Consider the following 22,097-nt stretch of genomic DNA (forward strand, 5'->3'; position numbering starts at 1 on the left):
TTATTCGCACTGGACATCATAGTTTGTTTTGTGTTTTAATGAAAACATATACCAAACTTTTTATGTCGACTGAACAAAAGGATTACAACCTGTCTCCAAAAGAATTTGCACACCTGGTAGGTGTATCTTCATCTACAGTTCGACGATGGGAAGAGGAAAAAGTTTTTACTTCAGTTCGTACTCCGTCAGGATATCGAAAATTTGCGTTGAGCGATGTTCCTAAAGCGAAAGAATACAAAAATCAAGTCAATGCAATAAAAAAACAAAAAAGTCAGGAGCATATTTACAGCATTACATCAAAGCAAGCTATTCAGAAACATAATTACCCGGTAGTGGACTTTATTTTTAAACGTGCTGCTGTATTGTCACTGGCTGTTTTACTTATGATAGTTACTGCTGCGGCTGTCGCTACTTATCCTGCTGTGAAATCTATTATGTCGGACAGGTATCAGGCCAAGTCAGAAAAGACGTTAGGTGAAAAAGAGGGCAACATTTCTGAAACGGATGACATGAATGTACTTGCAGCTGAATCAAGCCGTTTAGCCCGTTCCATCATTAGTAATATCGGGTGGGATTTTCGCTCTACAGTAAAAATAGAAGATCTACAGGTGAACGGGCCCTCGGTATTTTTAGATGATATTGATGCACGAGGGCAGAATCTAGATTTGGGGACAGGTAGAATTACGGCATCAAATGTCCTGTATGGGGTCGAAGCAGGCAAGGGTATCAGTATTGCAGGCACGACACAAAGCCCTTTGATAACCAATATCGATCCAGGCTCGGCACAGGAAATTTTTAAGAATATCAAGGTTGGTTCAAATACAATTACTGCATCAAGCAATACTGACACGTTAACATTCGAGCAGGGAAGCGGGATTACTCTGACTGTAGACGGTAAAAAAGTAACCATTGCAAGTTCACAATCAGGATATTCATACTGGACGACAGAAGTAGACGGAGTAAGTTACGACAATATAGAAGATGGATCGTCGGTTAATTTTGTAAGCGGAGATGACATTACCGTTACGCGGTCGGCTGCAAATGAATTAACATTTAATCTCCAGGATGTTATTGATACCGTAACGGGAATAGACTTAACCGCAGGCGGTTATCTTACTGGTACCAATGCAACAATAACTTTTGATAACTTCTCGGTAGACGCAAGCGGAAATATCCGTATTGCTGCCGGGTCCGATTTTTATATCGGCAATGTGCAGTTGGGAAGTATTGGATCTTCTTCAGGAGCATCTTTAATTGGCGTAGACGGCACTAATATTTCACAGTCAGCTTCAGGAGATCTACAGACAGTTCTTGAAAATATGTCTGCTGCAATGGGATCAGGCTCTTCCAAATGGACCATTGCTTCTGATGTGATTTATCCGAATAACTATTCAACAGCAGATTTCTCATTGGGAGGTACAACTCCAGCAAGTTCTCCGTTCGGTATAGATATTGATCAGAATATTCTGTACTTGGGGGACGGAGCAAATGATGCCAATACGCCATCTCTCTATTTCAAGGCATCGGATGGCTCAAATTGGGGAACTTTATCTTACTCGGATTCTGATAGGTTTGTTTTTTCAGGTGGTGATGTTGTTGTCGACGGTGTGATTTATGCGGGTTCAGGAACACAGCAAATCACTTTAGCAAACGGTATGCTGAATCCGAATGCGCTGCCGCTTATTACATCCGGAACTTCACCGACAACAAGTTCCGTCTCAGGTTTTGAGATCTTAAGTAATCAAATAGGTCTTATCCGAGGCTGTTCAAACGGTGAGGTTTTAAAATGGAATTCGACAACTTCACGGTGGACCTGTAGCCCCGATTCCTCCGGTGTATCTGGCGTTGTGGACGTACAACAGGACGGCTCTATCCCTGCAGGTTCTGCTGACTCTCAGTTTGATACGATCAATTTCGTAAATAATTTTAACCTTTCTGAAAATAGCTCTGGGGTGATTGATGTAGACCTTGCAAGCAATATCGGTATAGGTACAGCTCCCTCAGGTTCATATGCTCTCACTGTAAATGGTGCAACAAATACAAGTACTTTGTATCTCTCAGGTACCCAGGTAACTGCTTCTGCAAATGAGATAAATCTACTGACTGGCCGTACCGGGACATTGCTTGACACCAATAATGTAGCTACACAGTTATCAGCCTGGGATCAGAATGCTTCAGATGATGTAACGGCTTTTACAGGACTGAGCGATACTCCTTCAAGTTATTCGGGCCAGGCAGCGAGAGTCGTACGGGTGAATGCAGGAGGTACGGGACTTGAATTTGTTGATCCTGCAACCCTTGGGACGAATTACTGGGGGAGGAATTCAGGGAGCGGGTATGTATATCCTTCGGTCGTGACAGATAGAGTCGGAATCGGGACTTCGACACCCACCCAGATGTTAGATGTTCAGGGAAACATAGCAGTATCAGGTACCGTAGACGGACGTGATGTTTCAGCTGACGGATCAAATCTTGACACTCTCTACACGACGATCGGACTTTCGGCTTTGACGAGTGGAGAGGTCGATCAACTCGAGAACATCGGAGCTACAACAATCAGCAGTACCCAGTGGGGATATCTTGGGTCTCTTAATCAGAGTGTAAGTACTACAGATGCCGTTACTTTCACAACGATCAATACGGGACAGGGAGCCTATGAGTTGTATGCGATGGACCAGAATGTGAGGACATCTGACACTGTGCAGTTTGCAGGACTTCAGATTGGGGGAGCAACGCCGAATATCACCAGTATCGTTTCAGGAACGGGAACAGATTGGTCAGGGGCCGTTGATACCGCACTTGCTACGCAGCTTTCTATCAAATCATACGTCGATGCACAAATCGGAGGGGCAGCATATACTTTTGAAAACGGAATTTCTGAATCAGGAAATACTGTCACTCTTGGCGGTGCTTTAAATCAAAGTACACGATTATACGATGGGTCATACGAATATCTGTATATGAATACAAGCACAGGGAATGTCGGAATCGGTACAACAACGACAAGTACTTACAAATTAAACGTTAGTGGATCTTTGAATGCATCAAGTCTTTACTTGACTGGCAGTCAAGTAACTTCAAATGCTTCAGAATTAAATTTGCTTGATGGAGTAAGTCTTACATTAACAGCAGGTGAATTTAATTTATTGGACGGCAGGTCCGGGACATTGCTTGACACCAATAATGTAGCTACACAACTATCAGCCTGGGATCAGGACAGTTCAAATGATCTGATAACAACGGATATAGGAGTAACCGTACAAGGTTATAACGCAAATACTTCATTCCTCGGTCAGACTATTGAAAGCAGTGAGATTACGGACGGAACAATTACCACTAGTGATTTTGCCAGTACTTTGACGTTTGCATCCGGAGCATTCCTGGACTTGTCCTCTATTGACTATGGTTCAACTGCTCCTCAGGGATTGAGATTACCGAATGCGACTTCAGCCAATCTTGCTTCAAATAATCCATCAGTGGGTGAAGGGTATTTAGCATATGATACGGACGTTAATAAAGTAAAAATATTTAACGGTTCTTCCTGGACGGATATTAGCGGAGCCTCAACCACGCTTCAGGAAGCTTATGAAGCAGGCAACTCAATTCTCATGAATGCCGGACAGGGGAATATCAGAATTTCTAACGACGGTTCTAATGAACTATTATTCCTTGATGAAGCAACAGGATATGTAGGGATAGGGAACACAGCTCCGGGATACAAACTGGATGTGTCAGGAGATATTCGAATTGCAAGCGGGAGTGATTTGTATATCGGAACAACGGCTTTAAGTTCTATCTCGGGTGCGGGTCTTATCGGAGTTGACAGTTCAAGTATTTCAAGTAGCAGCGCTTCGGATTTGCAATCAGTTCTTGAAGATTTGGATAGTGCTATCGGCGGAGTAGGAAATTCATCAATTTCAGCAGTCGGTAATATTACATCAGGTGATGCATTCACAAGCGGAACCCCCGGTTCCGAATTGTACTTCACTTCATCCGGTGTTCTCGGTCTCGGAAACACCGCCTCATCAGCTGCCCGAATAGAGTTTTTCAATGACACCATAGATAGAATTTCGTTGCTCAGCTCTTATGTCGGAATCGGAACCACTGCTCCTGTCGCGGCTCTTGATGTCCAGGGAGCAATCAGGCTTGGTGCAAGTGGGGGAATATCTGATACATTGAATACGATTTCAGCTGGAACGGCTCCGAGTGCAAGTCTTTATTGGGGGAGTTACAGAATATGTACGACCGGAGATTCTTGTGCAGGGGGAGCAGGCGGAGGGGTAGACAGTACGGGAGGGACAGGCTACTTAGCAAAATTTACGGATCAATATAATGTTGAAAACTCTATTCTCTATGAATCCGGAGGGAATATTGGAATAGGAACTACTGTAACCGGTACCTATAAAGTAAATGTAAGCGGATCTTTAAACACTACAACCCTTTATCTGGCAGGTACACAAGTTAATGCAACGGCTACAGAGATCAATTTGCTGTCGGGAAGATCAGGGACATTACTGGATACAAGCAATGTAGCTACACAACTATCAGCATGGGATCAGGATAGTTCAAATGATCTGATAACAACCGATATCGGATCAACAGTGCAGGGTTACAATGCCAATACTTCATTCCTCGGTCAGACCATTGAGACGGGAGAGATCACAGATGGGTCAGTACTTCCTGCGGATGTAGATGACAACGGTCAGACACCTGGGGACGGACAGGTACTGACATACAATAATTCGAACAGTAAGTTTAACTGGGTTGACGCGACAAGTTTGGGTACGAATTATTGGGGGAGGAATTCAGGGAGCGGGTACGTATATCCTGCGGTCGTGACGGACAGGGTGGGTATTGGTAATACGGCTCCTACTGAGGAGTTGGATGTAACCGGAGATATAGCGGTGAGCGGAACAGTAGACGGACGTGATATTTCAGCAGATGGGTCAAGCTTGGATACATTGTATACAACGATCGGACTTTCAGCATTGACATCAGGAGAGGTGGATCAGTTGGAGAATATTGGAGCTGCAACGATCAGTACGTCACAATGGGGATATCTGGGCGCGATGAACCAGAGTGTAGCAACGACTGATGCAGTAACATTTACGACGATCAACACGGGACAGGGAGCGAATGAGCTGTATGCAATGGATCAAAATGTACGAACATCTGATACGGTACAGTTTGCAGGACTGCAGATCGGAGGAACGACACCTTCAATCACAAGTATCGTATCTGGAACGGGGACAGACTGGTCAGGTGCAGCTGATACTGCACTTGCCACACAACTTGCCATCAAATCATATGTTGATAATGAAATTGCCGGAGTAACAATAGATGTTTTTACCACCTTTACTGCAGACAGCGGGAGTACAACTGCTAATACTGCAGGGGACACACTGACAATAAACGGTTCAGGAAGTATTACAACTTCGATATCTGGAGATACACTGACAATTACCGGAACGGATAACGATACAACCTATTCCGCAGGAAGCGGCCTCAGTCTCGCAAGTACTACTTTCAGTCTGGGAGGAGCAATATCACAGCCGACACGTCTCTATGACGGATCATATGAGTATCTTTATATCAACAACAGTACAGGGAATCTTGGTATAGGGACAACATCGACAGGCACATATAAGTTAAATGTCGGCGGGTCTTTGAATGCATCGTCTCTTTATCTTGGCGATACTCAAGTGACATCAACAGCTTCTGAATTGAATTTGCTTGACGGAGTAAATCTCACACTTACTGCTTCAGAATTTAATTTACTGGACGGCAGATCAGGGACATTACTTGACACAAACAATGTCGCAACACAACTTTCAGCCTGCATCAAACAGCAGTAATGATGCAATTTATCACATCGCTTACGTCAGGATATCTTCCGTACTATGACGGATCAAATCTGGCCAATAGTACCATATATTTGACAGAGGCAATCTTGGCATAGGGACAACAAATCCGTCACAAGCTTGATATCGCTAATTCAACTTTAACGAGAGGATTTAATGTTGTGATGGATACAGATACGGCTGCATACACCTATGGAGGGTATACTGAAATTACAAATGCTTCCGGTGACTCAGTCGGCCAGATGGTCGTTACTAATCCTCAGCTGGAAGATATTCCACTGGTTATCACGCCAATGTGGAGGCAGGTGCAATGCTTACGGCTTCTATACTAATACAACTTCTTCCAACGGGATATTCTATCGGAGTATATCAAACGTTTATGGAGCCGGCGCATCCTCAAATGCGACATGGCGGAATGTTCATGGCAGAAACTCCGAACATGGAAGCTTACGGTATTTATGCTGCGCAAATCGATACCGGAGGTGGTAAGGCATGGGCAGGATATTTTGACGAAGGAGATGTATTTATTGCAAATAATGTCGGAATCGGAACCACTTCGACGAGCACATACGCTTTAAATATTAACGGATCGTTAAATACCACCTCATTGTATTTGGCGGGATCTCAAGTTAGTGCTACTGCCACTGAACTGAATCTGCTTTCAGGAAGATCAGGGACACTTCTGATACAAACAATGTATCGGCACAACTTTCAGCCTGGATCAAAACAGCAGTAATGATGCACTTATCACATCGCTTACGTCAGGATATCTTCCGTATTATGACGACTGAACCTGGCAAATAGTGCTTTCTACCAGCGGGCGGAAATATCGGAATCGGTACGACAAACCCCACAGCAAAGCTTCAACTCATTCAAGAGGCAGACTTCCGTACACGGAATTAGCCTACAGAAGGCAGCACTGAAAGAATGAATTATATGGGGACAGGATCAAATACGTATCTCGACCTTAATCAAAATACGGCAATATCAGAAATACCTCTGCAACAGGAAACATGTGCATATAACACTTCCGCGAAGAATCAGCTTTCGTCAACAGATGGCACAGTAGGAGGATTTAGGTTTACTACAAATAATGGTGATAGTTTGGAGATTACAAAGGATGGGTATGTTAGTATCGGAACGACTACTCCTGCATACGCTCTCGATGTCAACGGTGATATCCGGATAGTAAGCGGTAGGAACTTTATAGTTACGGAAGCGCAACGCTAGAATCATACATATTCTGAAGATAACTACATAACTGACGGACAGACATTCACGGCTAGTATTGATGCCCTAGATCAACAGGTAAAGATCTTGCTAATAGGAAGCAGGAATGTGGCAGGATCAGACTACCTATATCAATCCAATTAACTTTACCAGTCTGGCCATTACCGATACGGGGGAGAATGGGATCGAACAACGAACCAAATAACCCGCTTTCTGTGGTCGGGAATGCAGACTTTACGGAAATGTCGGTATCGGAACAACTGAGGTAGGTACATACGCTCTGAATGCGTTGCAGGGAGCAAATTTTAACAGCATCTATAGGTGGTACGGCAATTGCAGCGACGGCAACTGAACTCAATATTTCTCAGGGCAACAGTCTCAACAGCAGAACCGGAATTATCTTGATAACTCAATGGTCACGAACGGATGAATTGTGTTTGGCAACGGTGCCACTTTCACACAAGATGCCGCTACTTCTTTCTGGAATGATAGCAGCAATTATCTGGGTATCGGTACAACTGCACCGCGCTACTTGATCTATTTGGTACAACAGCAGCATTTCAGATGTCATATGACGCCAGTAATTACGGTAAATTCACGATCGGAATGACGGCACACTTACCTGGCGGAGTCAAAGTGCCGGTGGCTCATCACTAATATTGCCCGTTTCTCGACAACAGGAGTAATATCGATGTCCTGACATCATTCAATGCGACGGGAGATCGTCAGTATCGCAAATGATCTTCAGTTTACCAATCAGTCGGCAGCTATATCAAGACTCTCGGACCTCTTACCATCGAAGCCGGAGAAAGTTATGAAAGCAATAACCTGAAATTGAAAACATACAACAGCGGAAGAATAGTGTTTGATGCGCAGGGGAGTGGCACCCAATCAGGCTCAAAACTGGGATCTTGTCACTTCTACCACAGCCTTGAATTTTGAAAGTGGTCTTTTCAATATTGATACAACAAACAGTAGAATCGGAATTGGTACAACAGCACCGGGGCACAAACTGGATGTTTCAGGAGATATTAATGTATCTTCCGTATACAGAATTGGAGGAACTACGGTACTATCTCACAGTTCATCAGGTGAAAACTGCATTATGGGATTGGATGCAGGTAGTACAGCACCACATCAGAGCTACACAATTAACATTGGTCATGGCAGCATTAATCTAAATAGTACTAACGCCGATCAAAATACTTGTAGGAGCATGGGCGGACAAAGTGTTACCAGTGGAAAATAATAATGTCCCGATAGAAATGATTCCGGCGCAACACTGACTACAGGATACAACAACTTTATCGGAGGATCTTGGGCTGGTATTGGTTCACGGCAGCATATAACGTAGCTCTGGGTTATTCTGCAGGAGGAAGTAATACAAACAGGAAACAGCAATACGATGGTGGGTGCATGCTGATGTCACGTCAGGAGGTAATTACAATACAGTACTGGGCTGTTCAAAACGCAGCTTCAGCATATAGTTCGTCTATCATGCTGGGTTACTCTGCCGTAGCTACTGCATCAAACCAATTTCTCGTGGGTGGAAATAATGCAAACGGATATATTAATGATACGTATTTCGGTCGGGGAGTAGTAGTGCTACGCCGAATGACATAACACTGAATGCCACCGGAGGATCAGTGCAGTGATATTACCGGAGCAAATATGATTCCCGCAGGCGGTAAAGCAACGGGAATGCAGACGGCGGAGATATTATTTTTAAGACTTCCGATGTCGGGCTCGTCAGGGACCACGTTGCAGTCACTTACTGAAAAATGAGATTGACTGATGAAGGAAGACTCGGAATCGCACTACAGCCTCGGATGCAACCTCGATGTCAACGGCAGCGGTAACTTTACAAGTCTGTGTGTCGGAGGAACCCAAATCTCAGCGACAGCAACAGAGCTGAATATTCTTTCAGGGCTACCATTTCAACAGCAGAACTGAATTATCTGGACAACTCAACAGTCATGAACGGAGGAATTGTGTTTGGGAACGGTGCAAATTTCACGCAGGATGCAGCAAATTTCTTCTGGAATGATACATCAAAATAGATTGGGTATCGGGACTACGGCACCGAATACGTCATTGGAATTGTTCGGAAGTACGGCAGGATTACAATTTGTCATATGATGCAATTAATTACGGTACCCACGATCGGGAGTGATGGGACATTGACATTGGCAGGAGTAAGTGCAGGCGGATCACTTACGAATATTGCGCGATTCTCAACATCTGCTGTCAACATTGATGTTCCGACATCATTTAATGCAGCCGGTGATGTGTCTGTCGCATATGATTTGTACTTCACGAATCAGACAGCATCATACATAAAATCGGACGGGCCTTCAGTATCGTGTCCAGTGAAGCCTTGAGAACAATGATCTGACCATCGAGACCTATGGGACAGGAAATATTGTTCTGAAAGCAAACAGCGGAAATATATGGGCAGACGGATCTGCAGTCGGTATCGGGACAACTGCTCCTGCACGGACATTGCATGTAATCGTGGGTTCGACGGCACCGCCGGTCAGATTCCAAGATTCAGACGGGTACTGTGAGATCAATCCTACAACGACTACCTGGACGTGTACCTCTGATGCTACATTAAAGGAAGATGTTGAGACACTTTCAAGCATCTATAATCTTGAAAAACTCAATCAGCTGAGACCTGTTTCATTCAAGTGGAAAACTCAAAATGATGATGATAAGCGCTTCGGACTTATTGCCCAGGAAGTTGAAACATTGTTCCCCGAATTTGTACAGACGGATGAAAACGGATTGAAATCTGTATCCTACGGATCATTTACCCCGATTCTGATTTCTGCCGTGCAGGAGCAGCAACTTCAGATTGAAGGTCAGCAAAGCAGTCTCACAAAACTGACGGAGGAGCTTGCACTTGTAGTAAATGAAGATACGGGTGTAGTAACAAGCAGTCTTATTGATACTCTTACTGAGGAAACAGAGAATATCGCTGATCGGACGGCTGCGGTTGAAGGAGAGGTTGAAGCACTGGCGGAAAAAGACAGTCAGATTGAGACACGGCTTATTACCATTGAAGAAAGACTCAATGCGCTTGAACAGGCATCTGCATCAGCCTCGCTCGATAATTTGAATGATCGTGTAGGATTCCTTGAACAATTATTTACTGGTATTCAGGCATCCGGTTCTGCTGATTTGAGTACGTATCTGGCCGAGCTCATCGATGGTCAAATTCTCGGTCTTCAGTCAGATGAAGCAACTCTCTCTGCATTGACAGTGAGCGGAGATACGAATGTAAACAATCTTGCCGTAACAGGGGAGATCAGCAGCGGACTTTTGATTATCAACGGATTTGATGACTCACTCGCGACACCAGCTGCTACTATCTCTACGCTGGGAGGATCTCTCAAGATTCAACATCTCGGACTTGGAGAAATCGAATTTATGGCAGGTAAGTCAAAAATTGATACGGACGGAGACTTTATCATGTTAGAAGGAGATTTGGTAATAGAAACAGGGGTGATCAAAGGAAATGATCAATTCAGAGGAATTGACGTGCCGGCAGTATTTAGCTCAACTTACCTTGATATCGATTTTGAGAGCATGAAAGATACGGACGAGTATGCTGTAAACATTACTCCGACTTGGCTTACAAATGTAGCAGTCATAGAGAAACGGACGGATGGTTTCCGTCTCCAGTTCTCAGTACCTGCACCTTTGAACGGAAAAATCGACTGGATGATTATTGAATAAAATCTACCGTTATTATGAAAGTAAGGATTAAGCAAATAAAGAAACTACTGATTGATTTTCTCCGAAAACGGAAAAGAACTGTCATGTTGGCAGGTGGAGGTTTGATTCTTGCTTTCATAATTATTGGATTTATTGATAAACAAATAGGTTTATTTAAGGCAAGTTCTTTGGATCCTGTCGCATACTGGAAATTTGATGAGGGATACGGTACGGCCGTGAATGATTCGTCAGGAAACGGAATGACCGGAACTCTGGGGACAGGTTCGTCTGCTCCTACATGGCAGGCTAAAGAGTATTGTATAAGTGAAAAGTGTTTGAAATTTGATGGGTCAGAAGATTATGTACAGCGGGCAGATAATGCAGCCCTTGATATTGAAAGCGAACTTAGTATTTCGTTGTGGATTAAACCTACTACCCTCAATGGCGGTACGTACTATACGTTGGTGTATAAAGGGAACTCAACGAATGAAGCTAACTATTATCTTCAAATCTATGGAGATGAACTTAATTTCGGAAACTACCAAGCCGGATGGAAGGGCACGGCTACGACTGATGCAAATATTCCGACAAATCAATGGACTCATGTGGCTATGACTTATTCAGATGCCTTAGATGATATCGATTTTTATGTCAACGGTATATTGAAGACGGATAACGGACAGGACCATGACATGGTATTATCAGCAAACAATCAACCGTTTTACCTGGGTTCATCTGCTGCAGAGCTGGAATTCTATGAAGGATTTCTGGACGAAGTAAGGATATATTCATATGTACGTACTCCCGATCAGATAAAAATGGACTTTCAGGGAGGAGGATCTCATGGCTCAAGTATTCGGATAGGAGATGCTGATTACAGTTTTTTGAGTCAGGGGCTGATCACTTATTGGAAAATGGACGAGGCAGGAGTTGATGCTGAAGGAGAGACTCTTTCCAACTCCTCAGGTACTTCTCATAATATTACACTCTATGGAGATAATTCGACAGGAGACAACGGGACAGGAATGGATTGTACTGCAGAAGGTGTTTACGGTACGGGATGTCAGTTTGACGGAGTGGATGATTATGTAAATCTGAATAGATTTAATTACTTTGACGGAACGTCGGAGATGACGGTAAGTGTATGGATCAAACCCGACTTTACAACAACGGAGGCGAGTAATAGATATATTTGGGCAGTGTCGAATTTCAGTTTGATGTTCAATACCAATCAAGATGACTTTACTTTATCTATGAATCCGACGGGAGGAAGTCTCAACCTGAATACTTCAGGACTCACCTGGACCCAAAATACATGGCATCATATAGCAGCGACTTATAACGGGTCCCAAGCCATTATCTATTGGGATGGGGTAGCAGTCGCGACAGGTAATGCATCGGGAGTTCTCAACCCCTCAGGAGCAACAGAATATTTGGGAGCATTCAATACGACCAGTTACCATTGGCTCGGCGCAATGGATGAAATCAGAACGTATCAAAGGGCACTTACTGCGCAGGAGATACAGTCACTCTATAATTGGTCTCCCGGACCTGTCGGTTATTGGAAACTGGATGAAGGTTCAGGCACTACTGTTTATGACAGCAGCGGCAACGGGAATAACTCCAGTGCTTGGTCCGGGAATACCAAATGGGTCCAGGGGAAATACGGTTCTGCAACATCGCACGACGGAAGCGGAGATCGGATCACGATTCCGAGTTCGACAACACTCGATTATCAACCGAAATATACTTGGTCAGCTTGGCTCAATCCCACAGCGGGGAGTTATGAAATATTTGATAAAGCCGCTGACACAAACAACGGATGGAAAATCGGATCGAATGGTAATAAATATGCACTCACAATTTATTATACCGGTGATGATTTGATGTGCACTGTGCCAGCTGTAAACATGACAGTCGGAGAATGGCAGCATATCGCCTGGACGTGGGATGGTACAACGAGTTGTACCGGTGTGAAATTTTATAAAAACGGGAACTTAATTTCTTTTGAATCCACTACATCTCCTACCGGTACACGAGAAGTTGATACCGGTAAACAAATTCTCATCGGCGGAAACGGATATACCGATTATCCCGGTTTGATTGATGATTTTAAAATCTACAACTACGTCAGGACACAGGAACAAATTCTTGAGGATATGAATGCCGGTCATCCCACCATCGGCACACCTGTCGGCTCAACGGTTCTGCACTTGAGGATGGATGAAGGATACGGAACGATTGCCCATGACAGTAGTCCTCAGGGCAATGACTCAACAATCAGCGGTTCTACTTGGACAAATGACGGAAAATCCGGAAAAGGAATGTCTTTCAACGGTACATCAGGGTATGTAAATGCAGGTTCGAATGAATCTCTCGATGATTTGTCGACAGTGACTGTCAGCGCCTGGATCTATCCTACAGGTTATGGGGAAGGCGGGTTCGGCAGAATTGTAAATAAGAGCAATACCAGCAATACCAATTGGGCACTTACCCTTGTGAATGATTCTTCACAGCAAAGCATACGATTCTTTAAAGAGCGTGATACGGCATCAAATGCAACTCAGGTTACTGCTGCAAACGGTTCTATACAGCTGAATCGTTGGTATCATGTCGTCGGAGTATATGATGAAAGTGCCACTCCGCGCATGAAACTATTCATAGACGGAGTTGAAGCCTCATATGCCGAACAGATAGAAGGAACGGGTACGCCTGACACAGATGCCAGTTACAGTCTGACGGTTGGGAATCGCCTGGGTGGAGACAGGACATTTCAGGGTATCATTGATGAAGTCAAGATCTACCCTTTTGCTCTTACGGCAGAGCAAATTAAAATGGATCTTCAGGGAGGCAAGTCACTGGTTCTTGGTGCACAGAGCACCGGAGTAGGGGGGACATCTCCATCAAATTCATCCGACCGTTCATATTGTATACCCGGCGATACCTCTACCTGCAGTGCTCCCGTACTTGAACTTGATTTTGAAGAAGCAACGGGACAGACGGCATATGATACAAGTACGAACGGGAACAACGGTCAATTAGGCTCAGCCAGCGGAGTTGACAGTTCGGATCCAACATGGGGACTCGGACCTGACCATATGGCCGGAAGTGCCGTAGAGCTGGATGGCACTGATGATTATGTTCGTGTTGCCGACTCTGCATCACTTGATTTTCAGAACGGAAGTATCTCAGTTAGTATGTGGGTTTATTGGAACGGGAGCAGTAATTACGAAAGGATTTTGAGTAAAGCCAATACGGGATCACCTTACCACGGTGATTTTTATTTACAAATTAACGGAGCCGAAAGTCCTCAAAAAATAATTGGCCGATTTAAAACAGGGTCAGGTACGAGTGAAAATCCAATAGTTGAGACTACTACTGATTTCCCTACAAATCAATGGGTTTTTGTTTCTGCAACTTTTAATACAAATACAAATACCAGCAGGCTGTATATTAACGGGGCACTTATTGACGAGGATACATCGAGCACGGAAGAAATTGTAGACAATTCCGGATTCTTGTGCGTCGGATGTAACTCATCTTTTACATCCTCAAATTTTAACGGGAAAATCGACAATGTAAGGATTTACGACTACGCCAGAACTCCCGCTCAAATAGCCTGGGAATACAGTAAAGGGGCACCAATTGCACATTATCGTCTGGATGAATGTCAGGGGACAACAGCCAATAACTCTGCATTCACACCCACGGGTACAGCGGGGAACAACGGGACAATAACTGCCGGATCCTCCGGCAACACTAGTGTCGGGACGTGTACGTCCGGAAGCGGCACGGAAATGTGGGCAAACGGAGCATCAGGTCAATGGGAGGCAAGCCTTGATTTTGATGAGGTAGACGATAGGCTGGTCATTCCTGATATGGATCTCGGACAGGAGTTTACGGTTTCATTTTGGTTCAACTCAGTTGACAATACCGGCACGGGATATCAATATATGTACAGTCATGGGACGATTCAGACCGCAAATTCACTCAATATTTACTTTAATGAAGATAGTAATGCCATCAATACTCCCGGCACCATCCTTGTGAGCATTATGGATAGCAATGATGGTATCCCGCTCCTTTCTCAGGATGTAGAGACACAAATCGGATTATCTGACAGCACGTGGCATCATCTTGTGGTGACTGTTACCTCTTCAGGAACAAAGGCATATATTGACGGAGTCCAGCAGATTTCGTATACAAACGGAAATAATGGAATCAATCCTTCAGGCAGTATCTATATCGGTGCAAGAAATGATCTTAATGTGACTTGTTTTTATGACGGTAAACTCGATGATGTTCGTATTTATAACTATCCCTTAACCACAACTCAGATAAAGGAACTATATAAAGGCGGAGCGGTTGTTTTCAAGTGATATTTCTTCTTGTTCCTTCGATCAAAAACAGGTAGAATGAAGTATGCTGGGACGACTTTCTGTACTAAAAGTAGTAAGGTTAAAACTTTCTAAATTCTTTCGTTCGTTCATTTTGTCGCTCAAACGTATCCCTCACCTGCACAATAAAAGCGAATATAAAAAATTGCTCCGTTTACGGACAGCACTCATCGGTATACTCGGTTTAATAATCGGTATATCTCTGGTGTCGGTATTTCTCCTGAAAGGAAGAGGTGCTTCGGCAAACTGGTATAACGACAATTGGAAGTATCGGAAATCGGTTGCGCTTCCGAATCATACCGCTGAGGAAAGTAATGTGTTTATAACGATACCTATTGATACCGCGACTCTTATCAGTGCCGGTAAACTGCAGTCAGATTGTGGAGATTTTCGATTTACCGATAATACAGGGAAATTGCTCGAGTACTATATATCTTCAGGCTGCAACACTTCTGATACAAAAATTGACGTAAATATGACGACATATGGTGCGGGAAGTTTGGTTTTGCATGCATATTACGGGAACCCATTGGTTGAAAATGGCTTTAGCTTGACAGGATTCAGCACCAGTGCATCGAACAATGCTGCAACGATAAATTTGCAGGTTAACGCGAGTGGGAATGACGGAGATACTCAGATTGCCGGAGATCTTGATAACTCGCTGACAAGAGCATTTATTCCCATGGGTGTTTACAATGGGAATACCCATATGGCTGTTGTGCGATTCTTAGGCGCTTCTATTCCCCAAGGTACAACAATAACATCTGCTACGTTTACCCTGACAGGATTAAATACGTGGGATTGCGGGGGTTGCAGTATGGATTACATACTATTTGGTGAAGATGCTGATACAGCAACTGCATTAACATTAGATAATATGAATAATCTGACTCCTACTACAGCTAACGCTACTTGGTCTCTGCCAAGTGTGGTGGCAGAGTCCGAATATAGCAAAGACGTGACTAGTATAATTCAGGAAATAGTAAGTAGAGGAGGGTGGTCCACCGGGAATGCAATATCTATTATACTCGCCGATAACGGGAGTGATTACGGAGAATGGCAGGAGTTCTATTCCTATGACGGCAGTACTTCAAAAGCAGCAAAACTTTCAATCACATATTCATCAGGTGGAACACCAGCATTCGGCTCAGAGGAAATTGCCCCGGGTCCGGCAGCATACTGGAGATTTGACGAGGGATATGGGACGGGCGTGAATGATACGTCGGGGAATTCACAGACAGGAACCTTGGGCACGGGATCGTCTGCCCCGACATGGAGATCCGAAGAATATTGCCAGAATGGAAGTTGTCTGCAGTTTGACGGCACAGACGATTATATCCAATGGGCTGATAGCAGCACCCTTGATATTGAGAATGAGCTCACAATATCACTCTGGGTCAAGCCGATTTCACTCCAGAGCTCCACATATTACACGTTAGTTTATAAAGGAAACTCAACTAATGAGGTTAATTATTACTTTCAATTGTATGGGGATGAACTTAACTTCGGTACATACCAATCAGGATGGAGAGGAACAAATACAACGAATGCTGATATCCAGACGAACCAATGGTCTCATGTAGTCGTGACTTATTCAGATGCCTCTGATGATATTGATTTTTATGTTAACGGGATTTTGAAATCAGATGATGGTTTCAGTCATAATCTAGTGCTTTCCGCTGATAATCAGCCGTTTTATCTCGGCTCTTCTGCCGCTGATTTGGAATTTTATGACGGGTTTATGGATGAGGTCAAGATATATCCATATGTCAGATCTGCAGATGAGATAAAACAGGACTATTTATTTTCCGGTGCAAAAGGAGCAGCTGCGGTACTGGGGACACAGGATCGATCTTTTTTATCTGAAGGGTTGGTGGGATATTGGAAGATGGATGAGACTACAGGGACAACCGGTCCTAGTTGGACAGCTGTTGATTCGTCCGGGAACGGGAATAACGGGACCGGGGTAGGTGATGCCGGTCCCGGAGTGGGAAAGTACGGAAATGGCGGAAACTTTGATGGAACTGGAGATGAAATAGCCATTGGAGATAATACTTCACTCCGTCCTAATAGATTAACAATATCATTTTGGGCAAACACATCTTCATTGGCTAGTAATGATCAGAAAACCATTACAAAAGGAGCTACTTCCTCACAAGAAACATATATAGTAGGACCATATTTTGGAACATGGCGTTTTGTATTGCGTGACACATCTTACTCAATCTATGCACTGTCTGCAGGGTCCGGAATTACCACTTCGACATGGGAACATGTAACAGCAACATATGACGGAGATTACATGAGAATTTATTTAAATGGAGAACTAAGTAATTCTGTACAGATAGGAGATAAAGATCTCTCACAAAGTACAACAAACCTTGGTATCGGAGGCCCTGTGGATACAACTAGTTATAATTATTCAGGGGAAGTAGATGAAGTTCGAATTTATAATCGTGCGCTTTCTTCATCTGAAATAAAGACCCTCTATCAATGGGCACCGGGGCCGGTTATTTATTATGATTTTGATCAGGGAACAGGGACGACAGCGGTAAATGACAGATCCGGTAACGGGAGATCAGGTACCATGCAAAACTTCTCAAATAGTGCTTGGAAAGACGGAAAGTACGGAAAAGGACTACTGTTTGACGGATCAAGTACCTATGTCGGAGTGACATCACCTTCGTTACCGACAGCAGACTTTACCTATTCATTCTGGGCAAATTTTAAAGATATTGCGGTAGGCGGAAATGAGGCTGTGCTTGATACCGGCGGAAACGAATTCACAATTATTATTACAGACGGGAGTTTTAATATCCATACTAACGGGTCTTGGAGAACATATACCCCCACCAATGTAACTACAAATACATGGAATTATGTTACTGTGAGTAGAAGTGGTTCGACTATTAGCGTTTATCTAAACGGTGAACTAGAAAATACGGCAACTGACGGAACCGCCTTTGATTTCAGTACCTGTGAGTTGCTTATCGGAGTAGATGCCAACTCCGGATGTAACGCATCACTGGCAGATTATTCCAATCTTGTAATGGACGAGCTCAAGATCTACAACTATGCGCGGACTCGTGATCAGATACTTCAGGACATGAATGCCGGACATCCCTTGATCGGGACACCGGTCGGTTCTTCATCACTTCATCTAAAATTTGATGAAGGATATGGCACGACCGCAAATGATTCCAGTACGCAAGGGAATGACGGCAGTATATCAAGTGCAACATGGACTAATGACGGAAAATATGGCAAGGCTTTATCTTTTAACGGTACATCAGGGTATGTAAATGCAGGGTCTGATAGTTCGTTGGATGACTTGACAACAATGAGCGTGAGTGCCTGGATATATCCTACAGGCTACGGAGAGGGAAGTTACGGTCGGATTGTGAATAAAAGTGACACCTCGGGTACGAACTGGGGATTAACACTTGTGAATAACACATCACAACAAAGTATCCGTTTCTTTAAAGAACGAAACAGCGGGGCAAATGCGACACAGGTTACGGCCAGTGACGGCTCGATCCAATTGAACCAATGGTATCACGTCGTGGGTACCTATGATGAAAATGCCACTCCGCGCATGAGAATATTCATTAACGGACACGAGGCATCGTATTCCGAACAGATTGAAGGAACCGGATCTCCAGACAGCGATTCTACATATAACCTCACGATAGGGAATCGTCTTAATGAAGATCGTACTTTTCAGGGAACTATTGATGAAGTGCTCCTGTATCCATTTGCATTGACAGCTGATCAGGTAAAAGTTTTAAACAATGGTGGTAAAACTCTTGTACTCGGGGCCAAGTCAACTGGAGTAGGCGGATCAGCTCCTTCAAATTCTGCCGGTCGTGAATATTGTATCCCGGGAGATGCCAGTACGTGCAATGCACCGATTGCAGAGTGGAGTATGGATGATGGTGTGGTTGGTGCAAGTCAGACGATAGCAGATACCTCAGGAAACGGAAATAGCGGAACAACACAAAGTTCAAACGGAACGGGAATGAATTGTACGACCCCCGGAAAAATAGGGAAAGGATGTACTCTTGACGGAACAGATGATTATATACAGGTAACAGATCCCGGGACCGGCAGTATTCTTGATTTTTCAAATGGTGATCCTATTACTCTTGAAGCATGGATCAAACCTACTGCACTGCCTTCCTTAGGTACCTATCGCACTTTTTTAACAAAAGGGGGGATCTCAGACGGACAACTGAATTATTTGCTTGAGATAGGAAATGTGGGAGGAAGCGGCATTTTTGACTTCTGTTATAGCACTTCAGGATTTGCATATCATTGTTATGAACCTTCCGGTACAGTTCTTGATGTGGGTAAATGGCAACATATTGCCATGACGTTTACCTTTGGAACAGGAAGCAGTATAAAACTATACAAAAATGGACAGTTGCTGATTGGAAGTTGGTCTTCAGGTGACGGTAGTGGAACACCAGCCGAGACGAATCAAGATCTTTGGATCGGTGCTGATGGGACCCCCTCGTATTTTAACGGAGTAATAGATCAGGTTAAAATATATGACTATACTCGTACTCAGGCACAGATTGCATGGGATTACAATCGTGGAGCTCCGATTGCATGGTACAAAATGGATGAATGCCAGGGGACAACTGTTTACAACTCTGCTCTGAATGCTGACGGGAAAGCCGCTGGGAACAACGGTACGCTTTCAATAGGAGGTAGCGGGGAAGATACCGTCGGGAACTGCAGTACTTCATCAACTGCTTGGGGGAGTGGAGCCACCGGCAAAATAAATTCTGCTGTTGATTTTGATGGTACTGATGATTATGTAGAAGTGGCAGATAATGATGCTCTTGATTTTGTTGACGGACGGAATTTGAGTATTTCACTCTGGGTGAAACTTGATGCCGTAGCAAATGATTACACCATGTTGAGTAAAAAAACTTCGCAGGCCGCGTCTGATGCTGGATATATGATTTTCTTTAATGATCCATCAGATATTATTGATTTTCGTGTTGCGGATGGGACAGATCAGTTTATTGTGAGTTCTAAGGCAAATCTGATTTCAACAGGTACATGGGTTCATATTACCGCTGTGTATGTAGACGGGGATGCAAGCGCATCGACAATTTACATAAACGGAAAAGCTCAGAAAGATAGTACAACCGGAAATATTGCGAGCGTTGATAGTCTTGCAAATTCCGTTGGACTTCGATTCGGAACGCAAGGGAATGGAAGTTCAGACTTCGACGGACAGATCGATGATGTACGTATCTTTAACTATGCACTCACTGCTGAACAGGCAAAGCAAATCTACAACAACGGTGCCGTATCCTTCGAGTAATCAGAGTGTAAAAGAAGCATAGGGAATTTTTGACAGACCTTCCGTTACAAAAACAATAATTGAAAGTAGAGGATACACACTCCATGATGCGACAAAACCGAATTGCCAACTGATAAGACCAATCGGGATGATGATGAGTCCAAGTATCATGATTGGCGCAATGAGCCATGCTATAAGTATATTAGCAATCGGTGCGACAAGTGAAACCTGCCGAAAATAATAAAAGATAATCGGCACCGTAAAGACTTGCGCGGATAAAGATATTCGTAATTCTTCAAGCAAGTACGAAACCACTGAATTGGCCTTGACTAATTCATCTTGCGTTTTGTCACCATTTCTGACAGGTGATCCGAATAATATAATACCCAGAGTCGCCGCAAATGAAAGCTGAAAGGAAATGCTGGTTAACCAGCTTGGATTTATCAAGATCATAGCCAAAGCAGATAGAAATAATGAGTAAATAGTGAGAGCCTTTCTGCCGAATAAAAGGCCAACAAGAGATAAGATCCCCATAATGCCGGCGCGTACTACAGGTGCTTCCGGGCCGACGAAAAATATAAAGCCCACAATAATCCCGATTGTCAGCATCATAGCTAACTTGCGTCCGATAAAAGGGACCATGATGCGTAAGATTATCGAAGATAGGAGTGTGATATTCATGCCGGACAAAACAACAATATGAATGAGTCCAACTGCTTTCAGTTGGTTGTAGAATGTGTCTGTCACGAAGAGGGGTCTTCCGAGCAGTATTCCGTTCATAAGCGAAGCATGAGGTTCGGGTAAGTATGAATTGAAAAGATCTGTTATCGTTTCCATCTAAAGTGAAATATTGTCTTTGATTTTCGCGTATGTTGACTGATTCATTACCTTTTTGTTCAACAAATCTTCAATTACGATATAAGGTCGATTTTCAATAATTTTCTGTACTGTCACAGAGCCTACACCCGGCAATGTATCCAGTTCTTCCGCAGAAGCTTCATTGATGGAGACTGTCAGGCCTGTTTCTGTTTGTTTTGGATCGACAGGAAAGATTTCCGAAGACATTTCATTGATCTCGCCCAACGGTTGCAGATACTCCAGTATTCGTTTGCGTTCGGTAAATGTTCCGAGCGCTATATCAAACATGAATGGAATGTATATCTTATCCTGGTCGCCGACAAATCGTGCCATATTGAAGTTTCGTGCTACGAAATAACGGTCGGCTTCATGTGAAATACCGCCGGCCATCTCAACAAGATCTCCGATACGCGCTCCTGCGGAAGCTTCATATACTCCCGGATTATAAACCGCTCCCGAGACATCAACCGATACGGTTTGCCGGGGGATTGGTGTCGGAGACAGACGTTTTGATTCCGTTGGAACTGCAGCTTCCGACGGATGAAAGTCGAATTCGCGTTGCTGCACCAGGGAGACAACTGTGATGACTGCGGCAATTGCAATAAGACAAATTTCAATGATATACCTGCGGAGAGAAGTAGCTGAAGAGATAATATTGTTATACAATGGTATAATATAATTCATGAGAACATTGTACCATATCTTTGCTTTCAA

At 43.8% G+C, this 22,097-nt stretch carries 12 protein-coding genes; 10 read left to right on the forward strand and 2 right to left on the reverse strand.

Translation table 11 applies throughout. From position 1 onward, the window contains the following. Nucleotides 1-62 precede the first annotated feature (62 nt). The 10 genes from IPM65_03395 (at nt 63) to IPM65_03440 (ending at nt 20,546) form a co-directional block, all read left to right on the forward strand. Nucleotides 63-5,855 carry a MerR family DNA-binding transcriptional regulator gene (locus IPM65_03395; protein ID QQS44617.1) on the forward strand — a complete coding sequence of 1,931 codons (5,793 nt, stop codon included), beginning with the start codon at nt 63-65 and terminating at the stop codon, nt 5,853-5,855. 170 nt (nt 5,856-6,025) lie between these two features. Next, complete coding sequence (locus tag IPM65_03400; GenBank protein ID QQS44618.1) at nt 6,026-6,193, forward strand: hypothetical protein; 168 nt, start codon at nt 6,026-6,028, stop codon at nt 6,191-6,193. A 47-nt stretch (nt 6,194-6,240) separates the two neighbouring features. Next, nucleotides 6,241-6,597, forward strand: coding sequence for a hypothetical protein (locus IPM65_03405; protein QQS44619.1), 357 nt, complete (start codon nt 6,241-6,243; stop codon nt 6,595-6,597). Between the two features lie 191 nt (nt 6,598-6,788). Further along, entirely contained in the window at nt 6,789-7,091 is a 303-nt protein-coding gene (locus tag IPM65_03410; GenBank protein ID QQS44620.1) for a hypothetical protein, read from the forward strand. An 880-nt stretch (nt 7,092-7,971) separates the two neighbouring features. Then, entirely contained in the window at nt 7,972-8,340 is a 369-nt protein-coding gene (locus IPM65_03415; GenBank protein QQS44621.1) for a hypothetical protein, read from the forward strand. A 173-nt stretch (nt 8,341-8,513) separates the two neighbouring features. Next, entirely contained in the window at nt 8,514-8,714 is a 201-nt protein-coding gene (locus IPM65_03420) for a hypothetical protein (protein QQS44622.1), read from the forward strand. A gap of 512 nt (nt 8,715-9,226) precedes the next feature. Next, a complete protein-coding gene (locus tag IPM65_03425) occupies nt 9,227-9,472 on the forward strand; it encodes a hypothetical protein (GenBank protein ID QQS44623.1) in 246 nt (81 codons plus the stop codon). A 133-nt stretch (nt 9,473-9,605) separates the two neighbouring features. Next, nucleotides 9,606-10,832, forward strand: a complete 1,227-nt coding sequence (locus IPM65_03430; protein ID QQS44624.1) for a tail fiber domain-containing protein — start codon at nt 9,606-9,608, stop codon at nt 10,830-10,832. Nucleotides 10,833-10,846: 14 nt separating this feature from the next. Beyond that, nucleotides 10,847-15,190 carry a LamG domain-containing protein gene (locus IPM65_03435; protein QQS44625.1) on the forward strand — a complete coding sequence of 1,448 codons (4,344 nt, stop codon included), beginning with the start codon at nt 10,847-10,849 and terminating at the stop codon, nt 15,188-15,190. 43 nt (nt 15,191-15,233) lie between these two features. Continuing rightward, a complete protein-coding gene (locus IPM65_03440) occupies nt 15,234-20,546 on the forward strand; it encodes a hypothetical protein (protein ID QQS44626.1) in 5,313 nt (1,770 codons plus the stop codon). Here IPM65_03440 and IPM65_03445 read toward each other — a convergent pair whose 3' ends face one another. Both IPM65_03445 and IPM65_03450 read right to left on the reverse strand, forming a co-directional pair. After that, nucleotides 20,547-21,362, reverse strand: coding sequence for a ComEC/Rec2 family competence protein (locus IPM65_03445; GenBank protein QQS44627.1), 816 nt, complete (start codon nt 21,360-21,362; stop codon nt 20,547-20,549). It abuts the gene before it with no gap. Next, on the reverse strand, nt 21,363-22,067 hold the full coding sequence (locus IPM65_03450; GenBank protein QQS44628.1) for a helix-hairpin-helix domain-containing protein: 705 nt from the start codon (nt 22,065-22,067) through the stop codon (nt 21,363-21,365). Nucleotides 22,068-22,097: the final 30 nt, after the last annotated feature.

The organism is Candidatus Roizmanbacteria bacterium, from assembly GCA_016700135.1.
Lineage (GTDB): Bacteria > Patescibacteriota > Microgenomatia > UBA1406 > GWC2-37-13 > UBA1450.